At 64.1% G+C, this 21106-nt stretch carries 24 protein-coding genes; 13 read left to right on the top strand and 11 right to left on the bottom strand.

The features are described 5' to 3' along the window. From ACESL8_RS11515 to ACESL8_RS11545, 7 genes are all read left to right on the top strand, one after another. Positions 1–216, top strand: a 216-nt coding sequence (locus tag ACESL8_RS11515; protein ID WP_372918975.1) for an SPOR domain-containing protein, incomplete at its 5' end; no start/stop codon positions are given. A gap of 23 nt (positions 217–239) precedes the next feature. Next, the gene (locus tag ACESL8_RS11520; protein WP_372918977.1) at positions 240–1403 is read left to right on the top strand and encodes a D-alanyl-D-alanine carboxypeptidase family protein; all 1164 of its coding nucleotides are present in this window, start codon (positions 240–242) and stop codon (positions 1401–1403) included. Beyond that, on the top strand, positions 1403–2014 hold the full coding sequence (tmk, locus tag ACESL8_RS11525; RefSeq protein ID WP_372919033.1) for a dTMP kinase: 612 nt from the start codon (positions 1403–1405) through the stop codon (positions 2012–2014). Before ACESL8_RS11520 ends, tmk begins: the two co-directional genes overlap by 1 nt. After that, the gene (locus ACESL8_RS11530; protein WP_372918979.1) at positions 2011–2976 is read left to right on the top strand and encodes an AAA family ATPase; all 966 of its coding nucleotides are present in this window, start codon (positions 2011–2013) and stop codon (positions 2974–2976) included. Before tmk ends, ACESL8_RS11530 begins: the two co-directional genes overlap by 4 nt. A 44-nt stretch (positions 2977–3020) precedes the next feature. Then, positions 3021–4541 carry a methionine--tRNA ligase gene (gene metG / locus ACESL8_RS11535; protein ID WP_372918981.1) on the top strand — a complete coding sequence of 507 codons (1521 nt, stop codon included), beginning with the start codon at positions 3021–3023 and terminating at the stop codon, positions 4539–4541. Next, entirely contained in the window at positions 4541–5326 is a 786-nt protein-coding gene (locus tag ACESL8_RS11540) for a TatD family hydrolase (protein ID WP_372918983.1), read from the top strand. Before metG ends, ACESL8_RS11540 begins: the two co-directional genes overlap by 1 nt. Then, a complete protein-coding gene (locus ACESL8_RS11545; RefSeq protein ID WP_372918985.1) occupies positions 5323–6102 on the top strand; it encodes an MBL fold metallo-hydrolase in 780 nt (259 codons plus the stop codon). The genes ACESL8_RS11540 and ACESL8_RS11545 overlap by 4 nt, the downstream gene beginning before the upstream one ends. Here the strand turns inward: ACESL8_RS11545 and ACESL8_RS11550 are convergent. Further along, positions 6097–7146, bottom strand: coding sequence for a YeiH family protein (locus ACESL8_RS11550; protein ID WP_372918987.1), 1050 nt, complete (start codon positions 7144–7146; stop codon positions 6097–6099). The genes ACESL8_RS11545 and ACESL8_RS11550 overlap by 6 nt on opposite strands. 156 nt (positions 7147–7302) lie before the next feature. On the opposite strand from ACESL8_RS11550, the gene mazG reads away from it, so the two are divergent. Next, positions 7303–8091: a nucleoside triphosphate pyrophosphohydrolase gene (gene mazG / locus ACESL8_RS11555; protein ID WP_372918989.1), complete on the top strand. Its 789-nt coding sequence runs from the start codon at positions 7303–7305 to the stop codon at positions 8089–8091. Between the two features lie 45 nt (positions 8092–8136). Then, complete coding sequence (locus tag ACESL8_RS11560; protein WP_372918991.1) at positions 8137–8502, top strand: hypothetical protein; 366 nt, start codon at positions 8137–8139, stop codon at positions 8500–8502. Here the strand turns inward: ACESL8_RS11560 and prmC are convergent. From prmC to hisS, 3 genes are read right to left on the bottom strand one after another with little or no spacing between them, the layout of a single operon-like run. Next, positions 8470–9303 carry a peptide chain release factor N(5)-glutamine methyltransferase gene (gene prmC / locus ACESL8_RS11565; protein WP_372918993.1) on the bottom strand — a complete coding sequence of 278 codons (834 nt, stop codon included), beginning with the start codon at positions 9301–9303 and terminating at the stop codon, positions 8470–8472. The genes ACESL8_RS11560 and prmC overlap by 33 nt on opposite strands. Further along, entirely contained in the window at positions 9300–10364 is a 1065-nt protein-coding gene (prfA, locus tag ACESL8_RS11570) for a peptide chain release factor 1 (protein WP_372918995.1), read from the bottom strand. The genes prmC and prfA overlap by 4 nt, the downstream gene beginning before the upstream one ends. Next, positions 10361–11677 (bottom strand): histidine--tRNA ligase, encoded by a 1317-nt coding sequence (gene hisS / locus ACESL8_RS11575; RefSeq protein WP_372919035.1) that lies wholly within the window; start codon positions 11675–11677, stop codon positions 10361–10363. Before hisS ends, prfA begins: the two co-directional genes overlap by 4 nt. 133 nt (positions 11678–11810) lie before the next feature. Here hisS and ACESL8_RS11580 point away from each other — a divergent pair, with 133 nt between their 5' ends. Continuing rightward, the gene (locus tag ACESL8_RS11580; protein ID WP_372918997.1) at positions 11811–13724 is read left to right on the top strand and encodes a M61 family metallopeptidase; all 1914 of its coding nucleotides are present in this window, start codon (positions 11811–11813) and stop codon (positions 13722–13724) included. Between the two features lie 4 nt (positions 13725–13728). Here ACESL8_RS11580 and ACESL8_RS11585 read toward each other — a convergent pair whose 3' ends face one another. After that, on the bottom strand, positions 13729–14079 hold the full coding sequence (locus ACESL8_RS11585; RefSeq protein ID WP_372918999.1) for a multidrug efflux SMR transporter: 351 nt from the start codon (positions 14077–14079) through the stop codon (positions 13729–13731). Positions 14080–14182: 103 nt separating this feature from the next. Here ACESL8_RS11585 and ppa point away from each other — a divergent pair, with 103 nt between their 5' ends. Further along, positions 14183–14764, top strand: a complete 582-nt coding sequence (gene ppa / locus ACESL8_RS11590; protein WP_372919001.1) for an inorganic diphosphatase — start codon at positions 14183–14185, stop codon at positions 14762–14764. Between the two features lie 49 nt (positions 14765–14813). On the opposite strand, the gene ACESL8_RS11595 is transcribed toward ppa, so the two are convergent. The 5 genes from ACESL8_RS11595 to ispG form a co-directional block, all read right to left on the bottom strand. Further along, positions 14814–15284, bottom strand: coding sequence for an N-acetyltransferase family protein (locus ACESL8_RS11595; RefSeq protein ID WP_372919003.1), 471 nt, complete (start codon positions 15282–15284; stop codon positions 14814–14816). Positions 15285–15306: 22 nt separating this feature from the next. Further along, positions 15307–15477, bottom strand: a complete 171-nt coding sequence (locus ACESL8_RS11600; protein ID WP_372919005.1) for a hypothetical protein — start codon at positions 15475–15477, stop codon at positions 15307–15309. Continuing rightward, positions 15474–16616, bottom strand: coding sequence for an epoxide hydrolase family protein (locus ACESL8_RS11605; RefSeq protein WP_372919007.1), 1143 nt, complete (start codon positions 16614–16616; stop codon positions 15474–15476). The genes ACESL8_RS11600 and ACESL8_RS11605 overlap by 4 nt, the downstream gene beginning before the upstream one ends. 83 nt (positions 16617–16699) lie before the next feature. Beyond that, positions 16700–17029, bottom strand: a complete 330-nt coding sequence (locus ACESL8_RS11610; RefSeq protein WP_372919009.1) for a hypothetical protein — start codon at positions 17027–17029, stop codon at positions 16700–16702. Between the two features lie 6 nt (positions 17030–17035). Continuing rightward, positions 17036–18160 carry a flavodoxin-dependent (E)-4-hydroxy-3-methylbut-2-enyl-diphosphate synthase gene (ispG, locus tag ACESL8_RS11615; protein WP_372919011.1) on the bottom strand — a complete coding sequence of 375 codons (1125 nt, stop codon included), beginning with the start codon at positions 18158–18160 and terminating at the stop codon, positions 17036–17038. Positions 18161–18262: 102 nt separating this feature from the next. On the opposite strand from ispG, the gene ACESL8_RS11620 reads away from it, so the two are divergent. Together ACESL8_RS11620 and ACESL8_RS11625 are read left to right on the top strand one after the other, a co-directional pair. Next, positions 18263–19075 carry an NUDIX hydrolase gene (locus ACESL8_RS11620; protein ID WP_372919013.1) on the top strand — a complete coding sequence of 271 codons (813 nt, stop codon included), beginning with the start codon at positions 18263–18265 and terminating at the stop codon, positions 19073–19075. A gap of 62 nt (positions 19076–19137) precedes the next feature. Then, a complete protein-coding gene (locus ACESL8_RS11625) occupies positions 19138–19398 on the top strand; it encodes a hypothetical protein (protein ID WP_372919015.1) in 261 nt (86 codons plus the stop codon). Positions 19399–19426: 28 nt separating this feature from the next. On the opposite strand, the gene ACESL8_RS11630 is transcribed toward ACESL8_RS11625, so the two are convergent. After that, entirely contained in the window at positions 19427–20974 is a 1548-nt protein-coding gene (locus ACESL8_RS11630; protein ID WP_372919017.1) for an acyl-CoA carboxylase subunit beta, read from the bottom strand. Positions 20975–21106 lie beyond the last annotated feature (132 nt).

Raw genomic sequence — 21106 nt, forward strand, 5'->3', positions numbered from 1 at the left:
CAGGTGGCGGCGCTGGCCGATGGCGGGCGGGTGGCCTGGCTCAAGGGCTATCTTTCCAGTTTTGGCCCGGTGCTCACGCAACGCCTGGCCGGCGGCCTCACCCGCGTGCGGCTTGGCCCCTATGGCAGCGAAGCCATGGCCAGCGCGGCGCTGGCGCAGGTGCGCGCAGCCGGCTATGCCGACGCAAGATTGATTCCCCCCGCAAACGCGCCCTGATTGCGCCAAGGAACCTGCCCCAGATGCGCTTCATTGCCCCCATCGTTCTTGTGGCTCTGGCCGCCCCCGCTGCGGCGCCAGTCTCAGCTCAGGCCCCGGCCTACAACAGCGCCGCCCCCATCGCCTTCATGAAAGATCTGCAAACCGGCCGCGTGCTGTTTTCCAAAGAGGCCGACAAGCGCATCCCGCCTGCATCGATGGCCAAGATGATGAGCGTGTATGTTGCGTTCAAGTTGCTCAAGGCCGGCGAGGCCAATCTGGGCCAGTTGGTCATGGTGCGCCCCGAAACCTGGACCAAGTGGAACAACCAGGGCAGCACCATGTTCCTGAGCGTCAACGAACAGGTGAGCGTGGAAAATCTGCTGCACGGCATCGTCACCTTGTCGGGCAATGATGCCTGCGTGGTGCTGGCCGAAGGGTTGGGCGGCACCGAGGCCAATTATGTGGCGCTGATGAACCGCGAAGCCGCGCGCCTGGGCCTGAAGGGCAGTCATTTCACCAACACCAATGGCTGGCCCGATCCAAACGAATACGTGACCGCCCGCGATCTGGCGATGGTCGCCGAAGCGACGGTGCGCGACTTCCCCGAGCTTTATGCCCGTTTTTACCAGAAACAGGGCTTCACCTGGGGCAAGACCATGGGCGGCGGTCAGGCCATCACGCAGGGCAATCGCAATCCCTTGCTGGGCAAGATTGCCGGCGCCGATGGCCTGAAAACCGGCCACACGGAGGAAGCCGGCTATGGTTTTACCGGTTCCGCTGTGCAGAACGGCCGCCGCATCGTGATGGTGGTGGCCGGGCTGGGCAGCTTTGGCGAACGGGTTTCGGCCAGCGTCGATTTCATGAATTGGGGCTTTGGCGCGTGGCAGAATCTGCCGCTAGGCAAAAAGGGCCAGGTGATGGGCAAGGTTGCCATCGCCGGCGCTGCTGAAACCAGCATCGATGCGGCGGCCGGCAAGGAATTGTTTGTCACCGTGCCGCGCGGTTTCGCCATGGAACGCAAAACCAGTGTCGAAAGCTTGCCCGGCCTCACCGCGCCGCTCAAGGCCGGCAGCCATGTGGGCAATCTGGTGGTGACGATCCCCGGCCAGGCCCCGGTGAAAGCGCCGCTGGTCACGCCCGTTGCCATCGAGGAAGCCGGCGTGTTTCGCCGCGCGTGGAACTGGCTGATGAGCTTGTTCGGCTGATGATGGCTGGCCGTTTCATCACGCTGGAAGGCGGGGAGGGGAGCGGCAAGTCCACGCAAGGGCGATTGCTGGCCGAGGTTTTGCGCGCCGACGGCCTTGAGGTGGTTCTGACCCGCGAACCGGGCGGCACGCCGGGCGCCGAAGCCATTCGCGGCCTGCTGGTGTCAGGGGAAGACACTCGCTGGACCGCATGGAGCGAGGCGCTGTTGATGACGGCGGCACGCGTTGATCACGTCGTGCGTGTCATCCGGCCGGCGCTGGCACGCGGCGCGGCGGTAATCTGCGACCGCTTCATCGATTCCACCCGCGCCTATCAGGGCGCTGGACGCGGACTTGAAGACGCAGCCTTGATCGATCTGCACAACGAAGCCGTGGGGCTATGGCCTGATTTCACGCTGGTCTTGCGGCTGGCACCGGCCGAGGGACTGGCCCGCGCTGCAGATCGCGGCGATGCCGAAGCCCGTTTTGAAAGCGCGGGCGCTGCATTCCACGCTCGCATCGACGATTTTTTTGCCATGCTGCCCGGCGCTGAACCGAACCGCTGCCGTGCCATCAACGCCGCCGGCAGCATCGAAGTCGTGTCACAGCGCATCCGGGCTGCGCTGTGTTGATCGGCCACACTGCACAGGTGGAGGCCTTCACGGCCGCCTTCACCGGCGGGCGTCCGCACCATGCCTGGCTGCTTGTTGGTCAGCAGGGGCTGGGAAAGGCGCTGTTTGCCCGCCAGGCTGCGACATGGCTGCTGGCCGGTGGTCCTGCTGGCGGCGGATTCGATGTACCGGCAGAGGGTGAGGCAGCCCGCCTGATGGCCGCTGGATCGCATCTGGATTTCCGCCTGATCGAACGCACATTGGCCAAAACCGGCAAGCTGCGCAGTGAGATCGTTATCGGCCAGATCGTGCGCCGGGCCGACAGTGAAGGCCAGCCACTGCGCGAATTCCTGACGGGAACGCCGATGCTCGGCCCGCGCCGGGTGGTGATCATCGACGCAGCAGACGACATGAACCGCAACACGGCCAATGCGTTGCTCAAAAATCTTGAGGAACCATCGCTAGACACGGTGTTCCTGCTCATCAGCCACGCGCCTGGCCGCTTGCTGCCCACCATCCGTTCGCGTTGCCGCACGCTGCGCTTTTCGCGGCTGCCCGATTCCGATGTGATGCGCGTGTTGGCCGGCGCCGATCTGGAAGGCGAGGATGAAAGCCTGCTTGTGCGCCTGGCCCAAGGCTGTCCCGGCCGCGCCATCGCGCTGGCGCAGGCCGGCATTACCGCGCTCGAACAGGATCTGGCGGCGCTTGCGGGCTTGCAGATGCAGATCGCCAACCCGGCGGCGCTGATGTTGGCGCGCGGCATCGGCGGCAAGGGCCGGGAAGGGCGTTATGCCGCGCTGCTTGACCGGGTGCCGGCCTTGATTGCTGACCGGGCGCAGCGTTTGAATGGCCCGGCACGGGGTGCCGCCATCGCACAATGGGAAGCCGCCAGCCGCCTGGCGCGCGAAGCCGTGCCGCTGCAACTGGAGCCGGGGCAGGTGGCGCATCGCCTCGCCTTGCATCTGGCGGCCGTGCCGGCTTGAAGCGAACTTGAATCTGGCCGGCGTTTGCCGCATTGCCCGTGGTCATGTTGAAACCCCGCTATTATATCACCAGCGCCATCGCCTATCCCAACGGCCGGCCGCACATGGGCCATGCTTATGAAGCGATTGCCACCGATGTTATCGCCCGCTTCAAGCGGCTCGATGGCTTTGATGTGCGCTTCCTCACCGGGACCGACGAACATGGCCTGAAGATCGATCAGGCCGCCCGGGCCGCCGGCATGCCGCCAAAGGCCTATGTCGATGAGATGGTGGCCCCGTTCCGTGAACTCGATGAAGCGCTGGGCATCAGCTTCGATCGTTTCATCCGCACCACCGACACCGATCACAAGGCGCTGGTGCAGGCCTTGTGGCAGCGCATGGCGGCCGCCGGCGACCTGTATCTGGGCCGGTACGAAGGTTGGTACTCGGTGCGTGACGAGGCCTATTGTGACGAGGGCGAACTCGTCACCGGCGAAGATGGCGGCAAGCTGTCCCCGCAGGGCACGCCAGTGGAGTGGACGGTGGAGGAAAGCTGGTTCTTCAAGCTGTCCACGTATCAGGACCGCCTGCTGGCACTGTTCGACAGCCAGCCCGATTTCATTCAGCCAACCAGTCGTTTCAATGAGATGCGCGCCTTTGTTGCCGGCGGGCTTTCGGATCTGTCGGTCAGCCGCACCAGCTTCTCGTGGGGTATCCCTGTGCCGGGAGATGAGCGGCATGTGATGTACGTGTGGCTGGACGCGCTGGCTAATTACCTCACAGGTGCTGGCGGGCTGGACGGTGAATGGTGGCCGGCTGATCTGCACGTCGTGGGCAAGGATGTGGTGCGGTTCCACACCGTTTACTGGCCGGCTTTCCTGATGTCGGCCGGGATTGCGCTGCCCAAATCGGTGTTCGGCCATGGCTTCGTGCTCAACCGCGGCGAAAAAATGTCGAAATCCGTCGGCAATGTCGTCGATCCAGCTGCGATGGTGGAACGCTTTGGCGTGGACCGGCTGCGCTGGTTCCTGTGCCGCGAAGTCGCCTTTGGTGAAGATGGCAGCTACAGCGACGAAGCCATCGTGGAGCGGACAAACGCCGATCTCGCCAACGGCATCGGCAATTTGGCGCAGCGCAGCCTGTCGATGGTGGCAAAGAACCTTGGCGGCGTAATGCCCGTTCGCGGTGAGGCAGGCGAAACCGAACTGCGGTTGAAAGCGGCGTTCATGACCGGCAGCGAGGCCTATTTTGCCGCCATGAACGCGCTGGCGCTGCACAAGGCGCTGGACGCGATCATGGGGCTCGTGGCGGCGGCCAACGGCTATTTCGCGGAAAACGTGCCGTGGGCGCTGGCCAAAACCGACACCGCGCGCATGGCCGAGGTTCTCGCCGCCACGCTGGACGCCGCCCGCCGCATCGTCATTCTGGCACAGCCGTTCATGCTGGCCAGCACGGCGCAATTGCTCGATCAGTTGGGTGTGGCCACCGAAGCGCGTGATTTCAACGGTTTCAACACGCCAGTTGCAGCGGGTGTGCGACTTCCAGCGCCCGCCGGCGTTTTCCCGCGTATCACGCTGGACGGTTGATGTTGATCGATAGCCATTGCCACCTGAATTACGCCAGCTTGGGTGAAGACGTGCCCGGCGTGCTGGCCCGTGCCCGCGCCGCCGGGGTGGGCGGATTTCTGGCAATATCCTGCCGGGCGAACGAGTGGGACGGCGTGATCGCCCTGGCCGACACGCACCCCGGCGTGTGGGCCACCGTTGGCATCCACCCGCACGAAGCCGATGAACACCCAGATACCGACGCAGCAACCCTGACCGCCGCCGCCGCCCACCCGCGCGTCATCGGCATCGGCGAGACCGGCCTGGATTATTATTATGACAAATCCGATCGCGGCCGCCAGCAAGCAAGTTTCCGCAGTCATATCACTGCGGCGCGCATCGCCGGCCTGCCGCTGATCGTCCACACGCGTGATGCCGAGGCCGATACACTGGCGCTGCTCAAGGAGCCGGGCGAGGGGCGGTTGAACGGCGTTATTCACTGCTTTACAGCCAGCCAAGCCTTTGCTGATGAAGCACTTGCGCTGGGTTTTTATATTTCGCTGTCAGGCATCGTCACCTTCAAGAATGCCCGCGACCTGCAGGACACGGCGCGCACCATCCCGGCCGACCGCCTGCTGGTGGAAACGGATTCGCCCTATCTGGCGCCCGTGCCGATGCGCGGCAAAACCTGCGAGCCGGGTTTTGTCGCCCACACCGCGCGCTTCCTCGCCGGCTTGCGCGGGGTCGATGAAGCCGAACTGGCCCGCACCACAACGGCCAATTTCTTCAATCTGTTCAGCAAAGCCCAGCTGCCGCAAGCGTCATGAAGGTGACCATTCTTGGCTGCGGCACCTCCAGCGGGGTGCCACGCATCGGCGGGCCGGACGGGGCAGGGAACTGGGGTCTGTGCGACCCTGCAAATCCGAAAAATCGCCGCCGCCGTGTCTCGGTGCTGGTTGAAGCCGCCGGCAAGCGCGTGCTGATTGATTGCGGCCCGGATTGCCGCGAGCAATTGCTGTCGGCCCGGGTCGCGCATCTGGATGCGGTGATCATCACCCACGATCACGCCGATCACGCCCACGGCATCGACGATTTGCGGCAGCTGTTCCACGCCATGCGCCGGCCAGTGGATGTGTGGGCCAGCCCGGAGACGTTCGCCGTGCTTAAATCGCGGTTCGATTATGTGTTCGAAGGCGCTGCGGGCTATCCCGCCACCTGCACGGCGCATGATTTCACCGGGCCATTCGCACTGGGCGGCTTGCTTCTCACACCGTTCCCCCAACTGCACGGTAATATTGAATCAACTGGCGTACGCTTCGATCACGCCGGCAAGAGCGCGGCGTATTCCACTGATGTCAAAGCCTTTGACGGCCGCGCTGATGCAGCGTTGGCCAAGCTTGATCTGTGGGTGGTCGATGCCTTGCGGCGTGAACCACACCCGACACACACCCATCTGGAACAGACGCTGGCCTGGATCGGTGAACGCCGGCCGGGCAGGGCTGTGCTCACTCACATGGACCAATCCATGGATTACGACACACTGCGCGCTGAACTGCCGCCGGGTGTGGAGCCGGGCTTTGATGGACAAGTGATCGAATTATAGTGCCAGCATGGCAAAGCCGAGCGCGGCCGCAAGGCTGGTCAGGCTGGCGATTGTGCCGACCAGCAGGGGTTTGGGGCCAGCCTTCAAAATCTCGCCCAGCGGCGAACGAATAGCGGTGGCGGCAACCGAAACGGCCAGCATCCAACTCGATGCATCGGCTGCAAATACAGATGCTTGCGTGGGAATGATGCCAGTTGAGTTTATGCCCGCGACCACAAAAAAGCCCGCCACGAACCACGGCAGCAGCGGCGCGGCGCGTTTGCCGCCGCTGATCTTGAGCGGCTGCGGAAAGGCCAGCGCCACCAGCGCCAGCACCGGCGCCAGCAGCGCGACGCGGGCGAGTTTGACGATGGTTGCAGTCTCGCCAGCGGCCGGCGAGAACGCAAAACCGGCACCCAGCGTTTGCGCGACATCGTGGATGGAGGCGCCGAGCACAAACCCGGCCTGCAAATCGTTCAATCCGAACAATTCGCAGATGGCGGGATAAAGGATCAACGCCGCACTGCTCATTGCCGAAGTGCCGACGAGCACCATCGTGAGTTCGGCCTGCCGTACCCGCCGCTCGTTGAGCGTGGCGGACAAGGCCATTGCTGCCGACGCCCCGCAAATGGCCACTGCGCCGCCCGACAGCGTGCCGAACGCCGATGAAAAACCCAGAATTCGTGCTGCCAACACGCCGGCGCCAATGGTGATGGCCACGATGATCACCACTGCCATCAGCGATTGCGGCCCCAGCGCGATGATCTGTTCCAGCGTGATGCGCGCGCCGACTAGCACGATTGCCCAGCGCAGCAGCTCGCGGCTAGCCAGCGTCAAGCCCGGGGTGAGCCGGCGATCGGCCGACAGGAAATTCATGGCCAGCCCGATCAGCAGCGCCAGCAGGGTGAGCGGCGCGCCATAGCGATCGGACAATGACGCGGCGGCGAGCGTCGCCAGCACGGCAACCAGCAAGCCGGGCACATAATCCTGCCAGCGCGTCGCGGGTGTGCGTTCGATATCGCCGTAGAGATCGGCAGCTTGCGGCAAGTTATTGGCGGCATCCATGGCGCAAAGGGTTAGGCCGCTGTGACCGTTTCGCCAAGGGGGGCGCTCAAACATCATATTCGAACTAAACATAATATATATTATCAAGCAAATATCTTGCCGCCAGCAAGCGGAACCCGATTGAAACGCGGCGCCCACTCCGGCAAGAAAAATCTCATGACCCAATCGCTCGCACTCGACCGCCTCGCCAGCATCATGGCCGCGCTGCGCCATCCACAAAGCGGTTGCCCTTGGGATCTGGCGCAGGATTTCGACACGATTGCGCCCTACACCATCGAGGAAGCTTATGAAGTGGCCGGAGCGATCGCGCTGCGCGACATGGCGGAGTTGAAGAAAGAATTGGGCGATCTGCTGTTTCAGGTCGTGTTTCACAGCCGCCTGGCCGAAGAAGCCGGCCACTTCGCCCTGGCCGATGTGGTGACGGGATTGTGCGAAAAGATGGAGCGGCGGCATCCGCATATTTTCGGAGACGGCACCCGCGCCGCCGATGCTGCGGCGCAGAAGGACGAATGGGAACGCATCAAGGCCGCCGAACGTGCGGCTGCCGGCGCGCCCGAACAGCCGGTTTCCGCACTGGACGGCGTGGCGACTGCCCTGCCCGCCCTCATGCGAGCTGAAAAACTCCAAGCGCGGGCCGCCCTTGCGGGATTTGAATGGGCCGAAGTATCCGGCGTGCGCGCCAAGCTGGACGAGGAACTGGCCGAATTCGACACGGCTACCGACGATGCTAACCGCACTGAAGAGATGGGCGACGTGCTTTTTGTGCTGGCCAATCTGGCGCGCCGCCACAACATCGATCCCGAGACCGCGCTGCGCGCCGGCAACGCCAAGTTTGAACGACGGTTTCGCGCCATGGAGGCGCTTGCCGGGCCGGGCTTTGCATCGCTGCCGATCGGTGCGCAGGAAGATTACTGGCAGCAGGTCAAGGCCGCCGAACGCCGTTGACGGGCAGCTTCCTGCACCGGCCCCCTGCGCAGGGGAAGAGTTGCCATGCCGATTGCCAAGACCATCGATCGTCGTCTGTTTCTGGCCGGCGCGGTCGGGGTTTCGCTGGCCGGTGCGGCCAATGCCACTCTCATCGCGCCGGGTGCCAGCGCCGGCGAAACGCGTGCGCTCGAAGCCATCGCTGCCTATCTGCAATCGCATCGCCGCCATCACGGCCTCCCGGCGATGGGCATGGTCATGGTCATGGTCATGGTGGCCGGCGGGCGCCACTTCACAATTCTTTCGCGCAGGCGCGGTTACCGCGAAACGCAGCCGCTGGCCGGCGGTGAACTTTGGCAGAATGGCGTGATGAACGGCGTGCCGCAGGTGCTGGATTTGTCAGGCCGCCGGCTCGAGCGGCGCGAGCTGTAACGCTACGCAGCGATCACGGCCGGCCAGATCGGGGTGCAGGCTTGCAGTAAAGCCGTGTGCGGCTGCCATCGCCAGCAGCGCCGGGCCTTGGGTATGGCCGATTTCCAGCACTGCCAGCCCGCCGGGGTTCAACAGGCCTGGCAGTTGCGGCAGGATACGGCGATAATCGTCCAGTCCTTCGGCGCCGGCAAACAGGGCGCTGGGCGGTTCGTAGGTAAGGATTTCATCTGAGAGAGGTTCATCATCAGCGATATAGGGCGGATTGCTGAGAATAAGGTCGAAGTTTTCGGTGAGCCTTTCCCCCCAGTTGCCCAGACGGAATTCCGCGCGTTGAGCGAGGCCGGTGGTGCGCGCGTTCGCCTGCGCCACCGCAAGTGCTCCCGGGCTGGCATCGACGCCGAGGCCGGTGGCACTGGGCCATTCCGACAGCGCGGCCAGCAGCAGTGCGCCTGATCCGGTGCCGAGGTCGAGGATACGCGCCGGCGGGCTGGCACACAGCTTCAGCGCGACGTCGACCAAAGTTTCCGTGTCCGGGCGCGGGATCAGCACATCGGGGGTGACCTTGAGGGAGAGCGACCAGAATTCGCGACTGCCGGTGATGTGGGCAATAGGTTCGCCCGTAGTGCGGCGATCGACAAGCAGTTCATAGGCTTGTGTATCAATGCTGCGTTCCGGATTGAGCAACAAATCACCGCGCGTGCAGCCGAGATGGTGGGCGAGCAACACTTCGGCATCAAGCCGAGGCGTGTCGCCGCCGATGCGGGCGGCGGCGGCGCCCAGAGCTTCGAGGATGCGGGTCACCCCAAACTCGCCAACCGCGCCGCTTCGTCTTCGGCGACCAAGGCCGTCACCAGTTCGTCCAGCCCGGCACCAGCAAGGATTTCGGGCAGGCGGTGGAGCGTCAGGTTGATGCGGTGGTCGGTCACGCGGCCTTGCGGGAAATTATAGGTGCGGATGCGTTCGGAGCGGTCGCCGCTGCCCACCAACGCCTTGCGATCGGCGCTGCGGGTGCTGGCCAGGCGTTCGCGTTCGGCATCAAACAGGCGGGTGCGTAGCAATTTCAGCGCCTTGGCCTTGTTCTTGTGCTGGCTGCGTTCATCCTGCACGGCCACCACGACGCCGCTGGGGATATGGGTGATACGCACTGCGCTGTCGGTGGTGTTGACATGTTGGCCGCCGGCGCCCGAAGCGCGGTACACGTCGATGCGCAGATCCTTGTCGTCGATCGACACGTCCACGTCTTCGGCTTCAGCCAGCACGGCAACCGTGGCGGCGCTGGTGTGGATGCGCCCGCCGGCTTCGGTGGCGGGCACGCGCTGCACCCGGTGCACCCCGCTTTCAAACTTCAGCCGGGCAAACACGCCCGCCCCGGCGACACTGGCAATTATTTCCTTGAAGCCGCCGATATCGGATGCATTGGCCGACAATATTTCCCAGCGCCAACCGCGTGTTGCGGCATAACGTTCATACATCCGCGCAAGATCGCCGGCGAACAGCGCGGCTTCATCGCCGCCGGTGCCCGCACGGATTTCCAGCACAGCCGATCGTTCATCAGCGGCATCGCGCGGCAACAGTTTCAGCGCCAGTTCGCGTTCGGCGGCCGGCAGGCGCGCGGCGATACCAGCGAGTTCTTGCTGTGCCAGTTCGTGCATTTCATCGGCGGCAGGGATAGCCTGCAGCTGCGCTTGCTCATCGCGCAGCGCGTGCCAGGCCTTCGCCGCCTCCACCAACGGCGTCAGTTCGGCATAGTCCTTTGACAGCGCCACGAATTGTTCGGGCGGCAGCGCCGGATTGCCCATGTCGTGCGCCAACTGGGCGTGGCGCCGCTCGATCTGGGCGATGCGCTCGATGGGCAGCATCATTTTTCGCGAAATTTCAGGCCCAAACTGAGCCTAGAGCCACTGTTTGCTGATTCATCAATCGTTTGACCAAGTTCGTCCAAGAACGAAATTTGCTTGACCGTAAAGTCTTCCCGGAGTTTCTTCCGAATTCTCAAAAGCTCACTCCGGTGATCGCCGTCGTAGAGGGTCATCTTCATAATCAAGTCGTAAGACAGATCCGCACCCTCACTGGAACGGATATAAATTATTCCAGAGAATCCTTGAGTCTTTGCTTTCTGCGATTTTTTTCTCGAATTCTGACCAAAAATCGCTCCGATGTTTATTCCGTAACTGCGTAGGTATTTCGCAACCGAGAGCTCCATTACTTCTGATTCAGCATCATCAGCGATGACGGCAAAAAGCGGCTCTCCAGACGGCGATTCGGCCACCAGCATCGCCAGCCGCTCAACGCCCGCCGCCCAGCCAACGGCCGGGGTTTCCGGCCCGCCCATGTGGCCGATCAGCCCATCATAGCGCCCGCCGCCGATTACGGTGCCCTGCGCGCCGAGGCTTTGGGTGATGAATTCAAACACGCTGTGGCGGTAATAATCCAGCCCGCGCACCAGCCTTGCATTGCGCGTCCACGCGATGCCGCTGGCGTGCAAACCGGCCTGCAACCGATCGAAAAACGCGCCCGCCTCCACGGTGAAAAAGTCATCGATCTGCGGCGCGTCGGCCACCAGCGCCTGGTCGCCTGCATCCTTGCTGTCGAGAATCCGCAGCGGGTTGGCGTCCAGCCGGCGCTGGCTGTCTTCTGAAAGTTCGCCGCGGTGCGCGGTGAAGTGCGCGGCAACGGCAGCGCTCCACGACGCGCGGGTTTCGGGATCGCCCATCGAATTAAGGGTGAGTTCCACCTCGCCGGCCACGCCCAATTCTTCGAGCAGATGCTGGCCCAGCGCGATCACCTCCACGTCCGCCGCCGGTTCGGCAGCGCCCAGTATTTCGGCATCGAGCTGGTGAAACTGGCGGAAACGGCCTTTCTGCGGGCGTTCATAGCGGAACAGCGGCCCCCACGTGGCCAGCTTCAACGGCGCCAGTTGCTGCCAGCCGTTTTCGATGAAGGCGCGCGCGATGCCGGCAGTGAATTCGGGGCGCAGGCACATGGCATCGCCGCCGCGATCTGCAAATTCGTACATTTCCTTGGACACCACATCGGTGGTTTCGCCAAGGCTGCGCGCGAACACGGCGCTGGCTTCGAACACCGGCACTTCCACTCGGCCAAAACCGTGGAGTTTGCGCACGCGGTTGAACGTCTCGATCACATGGTCGAAGCGGGCGGCGGCCTCGCCGATCATGTCCTGCGTACCCCGTGGTTTTTGGGAAGGTTTCTGGGGCGCTTTGCTCATGGACGCGGGCATATGCGAGTGTGCGGTGCGGTGCAACGTCTGCCCCCTTTTCACTCGCCCTTTCGCGCGCTAATCGGCGGTCATGCGAACCATCCTGCTTCTCGCTTCCGCCCTCATCACTGCCCCGGTTGTAGCCCAGCGTTCGATGCCCCAGCCGCTCCCCATTGTCGATGCGTTGCCCACCGCCCGTGATGCGCCCTTCCCCGGCACGCTGCGGCTGCATGTTGATGCCACCGATACGGTGCGCGGCGTGTTCAGGGTGGAGCAGACCATCCCGGTTCCACCCGAACTGGCGGGCAAGCGCATGGCGCTGTTGTTTCCCAAATTTCTGCCCGGCAAGCACGCGCCGCGCGGCGAGATCGAGAAACTGGCCGGGCTTGAAATCCGCGCGGGCGGCCAGGTGCTGACATGGAAGCGCGATCTGGTGGACATGTTCGCTTTCTGGGTGGAGGTGCCGGCGGGCGCCGCCGCGCTGGATGTGCGGTTTCAGTTTCTTTCGGCCACCGAAGGGCCACAAGGCCGCATCGTTGTCACCAGCGACATGATGAACCTGCAGCCCAACAGCGTCTCGCTGTATCCGGCGGGCTGGTTCACGCGTCAGATCCCGGTGGAATTGACCGTCACCTGGCCGCAGGGCTGGCAGGCCGGTTCAGCCATGAGGGAGGCCAGCCGCGCCGGAACCCGCGTGTCGTATCAAACGGTGGATTATGAAACGCTGGTGGACAGCCCGTTTTTTGCCGGGCGGCATTTCGCCAAATGGGATCTGGGCGGCAATGTCACGCTCAACGTGGTGGCCGATGAGGCGCGTTTTCTGAAGGCCAGCGACGAACAGATCGGCAAGCACAAGGCGCTGGTCAGCCAAGCGGTGAAATTGTTCGGTACCCGCCAATTCGATCATTATGATCTGCTGCTGTCGCTCACCGAGAAAATGGGCGGCATCGGGCTGGAACATCACCGCAGTTCTGAAAACGGCGTGGACACCGGCTATTTCACAGATTGGGAAAAAGGCCCTGGCCGGCGCAATCTGCTGCCGCACGAATTCACCCACAGCTGGAACGGCAAGCACCGGCGCGGCGCCGATCTGGTGACGCCGGATTTCCGCACGCCGATGCGCAATTCGCTGCTGTGGGTGTATGAAGGGCAGACGCAATTCTGGGGCTATGTGCTGCAGGCGCGTTCGGGGCTGGTGAGTGTGGACGACACGCTGGACCAGCTGGCGAACATCGCGGCCACCCTCGACAATCGCCCGGCGCGCAGCTGGCGCAGCCTGGACGACACCACCAACGATCCGCTGATTACCCCGCGGGCGCCCAAGGGCTGGCCGAGCTTTCAGCGTTCGGAAGATTATTACAATGAAGGCCTGCTGATGTGGCTGGAGGCCGATGCCATCATCCGCGGCGAAAGCGCCGGGCAGCGCAGCCTCGATGATTTCGCCCGCCGTTTCTTTGGCACCGGCGAAGGCGACTGGGGCGTGAAGCCGTATGATTTCAAAAGTCTGGTGGTCGATCTGCAGGCGGTACAGCCGTATGACTGGGCCGGGCTGCTGCAACGCCGCCTTACGGAAAAGGCTGATGGCGCACCGCTGAAGGGCCTTGAATTGGCGGGATGGAAGTTGGTTTACACCGACAAACCGACCGCTGCCTTCACCGATGCCACCCGCCGCACCGTCAATCTGGCGTTTTCGGGCGGGCTGGTGCTGGGCACCGCGGGCAAGGTGGAACAGGTGATCTGGAACAGCGCAGCCTATGATGCCGGCCTGGCGGTGGGCGACGTGCTGCTGGCGGTGAACGAGGTGCCGTTCAGTGATGATGCGCTGAAAGCCGCCGTGAGCGCGGCCAAGGGCGCCGCCGCCCCGATCCGCCTGGTGGTGAAAAGCGAGGACCGGGTGCGCAGCATCGACCTCGCATGGTACGGCGGCCTGCGCTATCCGCGCCTGCAACGCATCGGCAACACGACGACCAGCCCGCTGGAGATGTTGCTGACGGCTAAGAAGTGACCCGTCACGCCAGCGTCTTCAGGCCGATGATGCACCCCACCAGCCCGGTGAGGAGCAGCCCGCGAACCAGCGAGAACGGTTCGCCATAAAAAGCCACCCCAACCAATACGGTCGCGGCCGCGCCCAGCCCGGCCCACACCGCATAGGCGGTGCCCATCGGGATGTGCTTCCCGGCCAGGGCCAGCAGGCCCATCGACGCCGAAATCGAGACAAGGAAAGCGATAATTGCGCCGATGTTGCGACCGCCATCGATGTGGCGCAGCGATGTGGTGAAGCCCGCCTCGCACAGTCCGCCTGCCAGCAGTGCAAGCCATGGCCAGATTTGCGGCCAGATCTGCCCCCCGATTGTCGGCATGTTTCACCCTTCCTGCAACAAGCGGCGTATATTTGCCCCGTGGACAACCGCGCCCCGGCCCCGTAATTCGCGCACCGTACGAAACTCAGGAGAATCTTGCACCATGCGTATCGATGCGATTCCGATCGGCGTTGCCCCGCCGCACGATATCAATGTCGTCATCGAATGCCCGCTGGGCGGCGAGCCGGTGAAATACGAGCTCGACAAGGCATCGGGCGCGCTGTTCGTCGATCGCATCCTGCACACGGCCATGCGCTATCCGTGCAATTATGGCTTCATTCCGCACACGCTGGCCGACGATGGCGATCCCATCGATGCGCTGATCGTGGCGCGCTCGCCGTTCATCCCCGGCTGCATCGCGCGCGTCCGCCCGGTGGGCGTGCTGATGATGGAAGATGATGCCGGCGGCGATGTGAAATTGCTGTGTGTGAGCGTCAACAAGGTGCACCCCTATTACGAGGACGTGCAGGAATACACCGATTTGCCCAAGATCGTGCTTGAACAGATCGAGCATTTTTTCACCCACTACAAGGACCTGGAGCCTGGCAAATGGGTGAAATGCCAAGGCTGGGAAGGCAAGGCCACCGCCGAGCGCCTGATCCTCGAATCGATCGACCGTTATAATGCGGCGCAGGCGGGCGCGCTTGACGTTTCGCCAAAGGAACACCCGGGCGCGCCGCGGTAATCCGCCAGCCATCGGTGAAGGAAAAGGCGGCCCACGCGGGCCGCCTTTTTCAGGTGCCAGCCAGCACTGCCAGCGCCTCGCCTTCGACGCGCATCACCGTCCATTCGTCCATCGGCTTTGCGCCCAGTGCCTTGTAAAATCCAATGGCCGGCTCGTTCCAATCCAGCACGCTCCATTCGAACCGGGCATAGCCTCGCGCCGCCGCGATGCCCGCCAGATGCACCAGCAGCGCCTTGCCCAGCCCGGCACCGCGCGCCGACGGCATCACGAACAGATCTTCCAGATACAGGCCGGGCTTGCCGGTCCAGGTGGAAAAGTTGGTAAAGAACAGCGCCAGCCCGGCCGCTTGCCCGTCCAATTCGGCCAGCACGCATTCGGCGGTGGGCCGCGACCCGAACAGCGCGGCGTTCAGATCGGCGTGGGTGGCATTTACCGCATCCGGTTCTTTTTCATAAATCGCCAGTTCGACGATCAGGCGGTGGATGGCGGGAATATCGGCGGGCGTGGCGGGACGGATCATGGGAAAAGGCATTGGCCGCAGTTCAAACCCGACGCAAGCCCCGCAGCCACAACGCCGCTCCGGCCAAGCTCCATGCGGCAGCCAGCGCCAGCAATGCCGGCCGCCAATCGCCGCCGATCAACAGCGCCAGCGCCGCCATCTTGGCCGCGCCCACCAGCCCCCACAACGCTGCCGAGACAAGCCGCGCTGTCACCGGATCTTGGCAAAGCAGGTGCGGATTTCGTTCACATAAACCGCCGGTTGTTCCCAAGCCGCAAAGTGCCCGCCCTGCGCCAGTTCGTTCCAGTGGATGATGTTGGTCATGTGCTTTTCCGCCCAGCGGCGGGAGGCGCGGAAGATCTCCTTGGGATAGATGCTCACTCCCACCGGCAAGGACAGCGGCACCGAACCACCAAAAGCGCCAAAACTCTCCCAATAAAGCCGCGCCGACGATGCGCCGGTGCCGGGCAGCCAATACAGCATGATGTTGTCGAGCATTTCGTCCATGCTCAAAACGTCTTCGGGCACGCCCTTGTTATCGGTCCACGCCCACATTTTTTCATAGATCCACGCTGCCTGACCGGTGGGCGAATCCACCAGCCCGTATCCGAGTGTTTGCGGCCGGGTTTGCTGCTGTTTGGAATAGCCAGAATCCCACTCCTGATAATATTGCAGCGATGCGATGGCGCCTTTTTCCATATCGGTCAGATCGGCCAGATCGTCCGGTCCGGGATAGATCAGCGGCATGTTGATGTGGATGGCCGCGCACGCCGGCGGGTTGATGACCCCGATGGTCGTGGTCACCGCCGAACCCCAATCGCCGCCTTGCGCTGCCCAGCGTTCATACCCCAGGCGCTGCATCAGCGTGATCCACGCCATCGCGATACGCGGTACGCCCCAACCAGCGTCCGCCGGCTTTTGGGAAAAACCGAAGCCCGGCAGTGATGGCATGACAAGGTGGAAGGCATCCTCGGCCTTGCCGCCATGCGCCACCGGATCGGTTAGTGGCCCGATGATCTTCATGAACTCCATCACCGATCCCGGCCAGCCGTGCGTGATGATCAGCGGAATGGCATCCGGATGCGGCGAGCGCACATGCAGGAAATGGATATCGAGGCCGTCGATGATGGTCTTGAACTGGCCAAGCGCGTTCAGCCGCGCCTCGCACGCGCGCCAATCATAACGGGTTTGCCAGTGCGCCGCCAACGCCTGCACCGCGGCCAACGGGCTGCCCTGCCGCCAGTCACCAACGGTTTCAGGCTCCGGCCAGCGTGTGGCGGCCAGCCGCCGCTGCAGATCGTCCAGGTCGGCTTGCGGAATGTTCAGCGTGAACGGACGGATCGCTTCGGTCATGGCAAGGCCTCCTCAAGCTGCGACTCAGGTTGCGATGCCGGGGCCGATCTGTCCATTGTCCAAACAGGCAGCGCCGGCGCCGGCTACAGCATCCGCCCCATCGCCTTGAACATCCACATCACACCGAAAAAGGCGAGGTTCACCGATGGCAGCGCAAACAGCCAGTAGCGCAGCCCCCGGTCCACGCGGTCAGGCAGCCACAGCCGCTTCAGCAACCATCCCAGCGCAGCCATGCCGGTGAGGCCGGCGATCCAGGTGATGCGCTCCCCATCAAAGCCAAGGCCGAACGCTTCGAATAACACGGCAACGGCACCCAGCCCAAAGCACCACTGGCCAACCCCATAGCCATAGGCCACCGCCTGCTGGCGCACAGGTTCTTCGACGCGGTGCGGACGCGGCGGGCCGCCGTGCATCAGTGCTTATCCAGCGGCCAGCGCGGCAGCCGCATTGACGGCGTCGATTTCGGCTGCCTTGGCTTCCACCAGCTTGACGATGTGTTCCAGCATGTGTTCGCTGTCGATCACATGATCGGAAATGCCTGACAGGAATACCGCGTGCCGGCCATTGCCGCCGCCGGTAAGCCCGATATCGGTTTCGCGCGCTTCGCCCGGGCCATTGACCACACAGCCCAGCACCGACAGCGACAGCGGCGTGGTGATATGGGCCAGCCGGGTTTCGAGCGCCTCCACCGTGCGCACCACATCAAAGCCTTGGCGGGCACACGACGGGCACGACACCACCCGCACGCCGCGGGCACGAATGCCCAGCGATTTCAGGATGTGATAGCCAACCTTCACTTCCTCCACGGGATCGGCCGACAGCGACACGCGGATCGTATCGCCCACCCCGGCCCACAGCAGCATGCCCATGCCGATGGAGGATTTGACCGTGCCGCCCTGCAAGCCGCCGGCTTCGGTGATGCCCAGGTGCAGGGGATAATCACACACGTCGGCCAGGCCATTGTAGGCCGCGACCGCCAGAAACACGTCGCTGGCCTTCACACTGATCTTGAACTCGTGAAAATCCTCGTCCTGCAGAAATTTCATGTGCTCCAGTGCGCTTTCGACCAGCGCTTCCGGGCATGGCTCGCCGTATTTTTCAAGCAGATGTTTTTCGAGGCTGCCGGCGTTCACGCCGATGCGAATGGCGCAGCCGTTGGCCTTGGCGGCGTTCACCACTTCGCGGATGCGGGTGCGGCTGCCGATGTTGCCGGGGTTGATGCGCAGGCATGCAGCGCCAGCGTCAGCCGCTTCCAACGCGCGTTTGTAGTGAAAATGGATGTCGGCAACGATCGGCACCTTGGCGGCGCGGCAGATCTCGCCGAACGCGGCGGTGGCTTCCTTGGTTGGGCAGCTGACTCGGATGATATCGGCGCCAACGTCTTCGCAGGCGCGGATCTGGTCGATGGTCGCGCCGGCGTCTTCGGTGGGGGTGTTGGTCATGGTCTGAACGGCAATCGGCGCATCTCCGCCCACGGGCACCTTGCCCACCATGATCTGCCGGCTCTTGCGGCGGGTGATGTCGCGCCAGGGACGCACGCTCATGCCAATCGGCTCCTTGAAAGATGGCGCCCTGCCCGGCCCCTGTATCCGCCCTGCCCGATAGCACAGGAAGGCAGCCATGCAAGACGCACTATCATCGCGGCCATGACCGATACGCCAAAACCTGTTTCCATCCAGGCCGCCACCGTTATCCTGGCCCGCGAAGGCCCCGGCGGCGTGCCCGAGTTTCTGCTCGTGCAGCGCGGGGAGCAGTTGGCCTTTGCCGGCGGCGCGCTGGTGTTTCCCGGCGGCCGGGTGGACGCGGGCGACATCCGCATCGCACGCAACGAATTGCTGGGCTTCGGTTTTGACGGGCTCGACGATATCGACGCCGCCGCCCGTGTCACTTGTGCCCGCGAGGCGCTGGAAGAAACGGGCGTGCTGCTCACCGACGGCCCGCACCCCGATGAAACCGCCTTGGCCAAAGCCCGGCACGTGTTGGCCAGCGGGCCTGACGAAGCCGAATCGGTAAGCTTTGCCGGCCTGCTCGGCGCCATGGGCCACCGGGTGGAGGCGGCGCGCTTCATCCCCTTCGCCCGCTGGGAGCCGCCGGCCGCCGCCGCCATCGTCCGGCGCTTCGATACGCGCTTCTATCTTGCTGATGCCGGCCGCTCTGCCAGCGCCGCCATCACCCCCGATGGTTTCGAAGCCAAGGCGCTGCGCTGGACCACCGCGGCGCAGGCCATCAGCGATTATGACGCCGGTCGTGCCGCCATGGTGTTCCCCACCTGGTGCAATATGCACCGGCTGGCGCAATATCAAACGCTGGCCGTGCTGTTCGAACGCGTCAACGCCCTGCCCGCGCCCTACGTGCAGCCCGCATTTGAAACGGTCGAAGGCGAACCATGGCTCACCATACCCGAAGGCATTGATTATCCCGTCACCCGCGACCGCTTGAACAATCTGCGGCGGGAATAGCGGGGGATTGCAGCCCTCCCGGCCGTTACCAGGCTGCCCACCTTCTTCCGGAGAATGATCTGATGCGCCTGCTGTTCGCTCTTGCCCTGCTCGCCGCGCCCGCGTTTGCGCAGGATATGCCGCCCTCCACGCCGCGCGAACGGTTGATGGCCGCCGATGCCAACAAGGACGGCAAGTGGAGCAAGGACGAATGGATCGCCGCCGGCCGCCGCGAGATGGGGTTCAGCCTGCTCGATGCGGACAAGGATGGCTTTGTCAGCCAGCCCGAACTGATCGAAGGCATGAAGCGTATGCAGGCGATGGGGATGTCGCCGCCGCAGTGAGGCCAGGCCGGCTGCAGGTGCTGCGCTGTTATGGCCGCAGCCCCCGCCCTTTCGCCCCCGGCTTCAACGCCCGCTGCGCCATGCCCGCAAACCGGCACAGTTCGGCGCGGGTGCTGCGCGGATCGATGATCGCCTCGACGCCGAACTTTTCCGCCGTGCGGAACGGTGAGCGCACCTGCTCCAGCCGCGCTCTGATCTCGGCCAGTTTCGCGGCCGGGTCTTCGGCGGCTTCCAGGTCCGCGCGGTAGGCCGCTTCCAATCCGCCCGCAATCGGCAGTGAACCCCAATCCCCCGATGGCCAGGCCATGCGCCAGCGGAACCGGTCTGCCGGGGCGTGGCCGCTGCCCGCCATGCCGTATGCCTTGCGCATCACCACGCAGCACCAGGGGACGGACGATTGATATATCGCCGCCAACGCGCGTGCACCCCCGCGGATTGTGGCTTCCTCCTCCGCTCGCCGGCCGATCAGGAAACCGGGGTTATCAACCAGCTGGATGATCGGCAGATGGAAGGTGTCCGCCAGATCGACCATGCGTTCGACCTTGCGCGCAGTGGCCGCTGTCCACAGCCCGCCCAGGCTTTCGGGGTTGGACGCCACGATGGCGACCGGCCAACCATCCAGCCGCGCCAGGCCAGTGACGACGCCAGTGCCCCATTCCCGCCCGATCTCGAACCAGCTGCCTTTGTCCACCACGGCTTCCACGATGGGTCGCACCGGGTAAAGCCGGCGCGGATCGCGCGGCACGGCGCTGACCAGCCATTCCTCAGCCCGGTTGACAGGGTCTTGGCATGCCGCCCGTGCCGGCAGTTCCTCCACCGAAGACGGCAGATACGACAGGAACCAGCGCGTCCGCAGAAAGGCTTCGGCTTCGCTTGCCACCCGGTCATCGACCGCTCCATTGCAGGCGTGGATGGCAGCGCCGCCCAATTCCTCCTTGGTGCGGTGTTCGCCCGCCGCCGCAACCACCGGCGGCCCGGCGACGAACATCTGCGCCAGCCCGTCCACCAGCAGCGAATAGTGCGCCATCACCATGCGCCCGGCGCCCAGCCCCGCCACCGGGCCCAGGCCCAGCGCCACCACCGGGACATGGCTCAGATTGGCGGTCATCAACTCCCAGCCGGGGATTTCAGGGATGTAGGTGTAGCCGGCGGTTTCAAGCGTGCGCACGCTGCCGCCGCCGCCGGTGCCTTCGATCATGCGGATCAGCGGCAGGCGGTATTCGCTGGCCAATTGTTCGGCGGCGATCAGTTTGCGGTGCAGGCTGGCATCGGCCGCGCCGCCGCGCACAGTGAAATCATCAGCAGTCGCCACCACCGGGCGGCCGCCGATCGTGGCATGGCCAAACAGGAAATTGGCCGGCTGGAACCCGGTCATCTCGCCGGCTTCGTCGTAACGGGCAAAGCCGGCCAGTTCGCCGACCTCGTGGAAACTGCCCGGATCAACAAGTGCTGCCAGGCGCTCGCGGACGTTCAACTTGCCGTGGGCGCGCTGACGGGCGAGTTTTTCCGGTCCGCCCATGCCATGTGCGGCCACCTTGCGGCGGCCCAGTTCATCGATCTCGGTTTCCCAGCTCATCAGCCTATCAAGCCCCACATCAATGATTGATAAGCCTCCATGGTGACAGGCCATCGCCGCCGCGAACAGCCCGCTTTTCTGCGCGCACGTGATGCGAGCGATTTTGCAGAGGCGATTCGCTCCGGTGGCCGA

The organism is Sandarakinorhabdus sp. (genome assembly GCF_041689835.1).
Taxonomy (GTDB): domain Bacteria; phylum Pseudomonadota; class Alphaproteobacteria; order Sphingomonadales; family Sphingomonadaceae; genus Sandarakinorhabdus.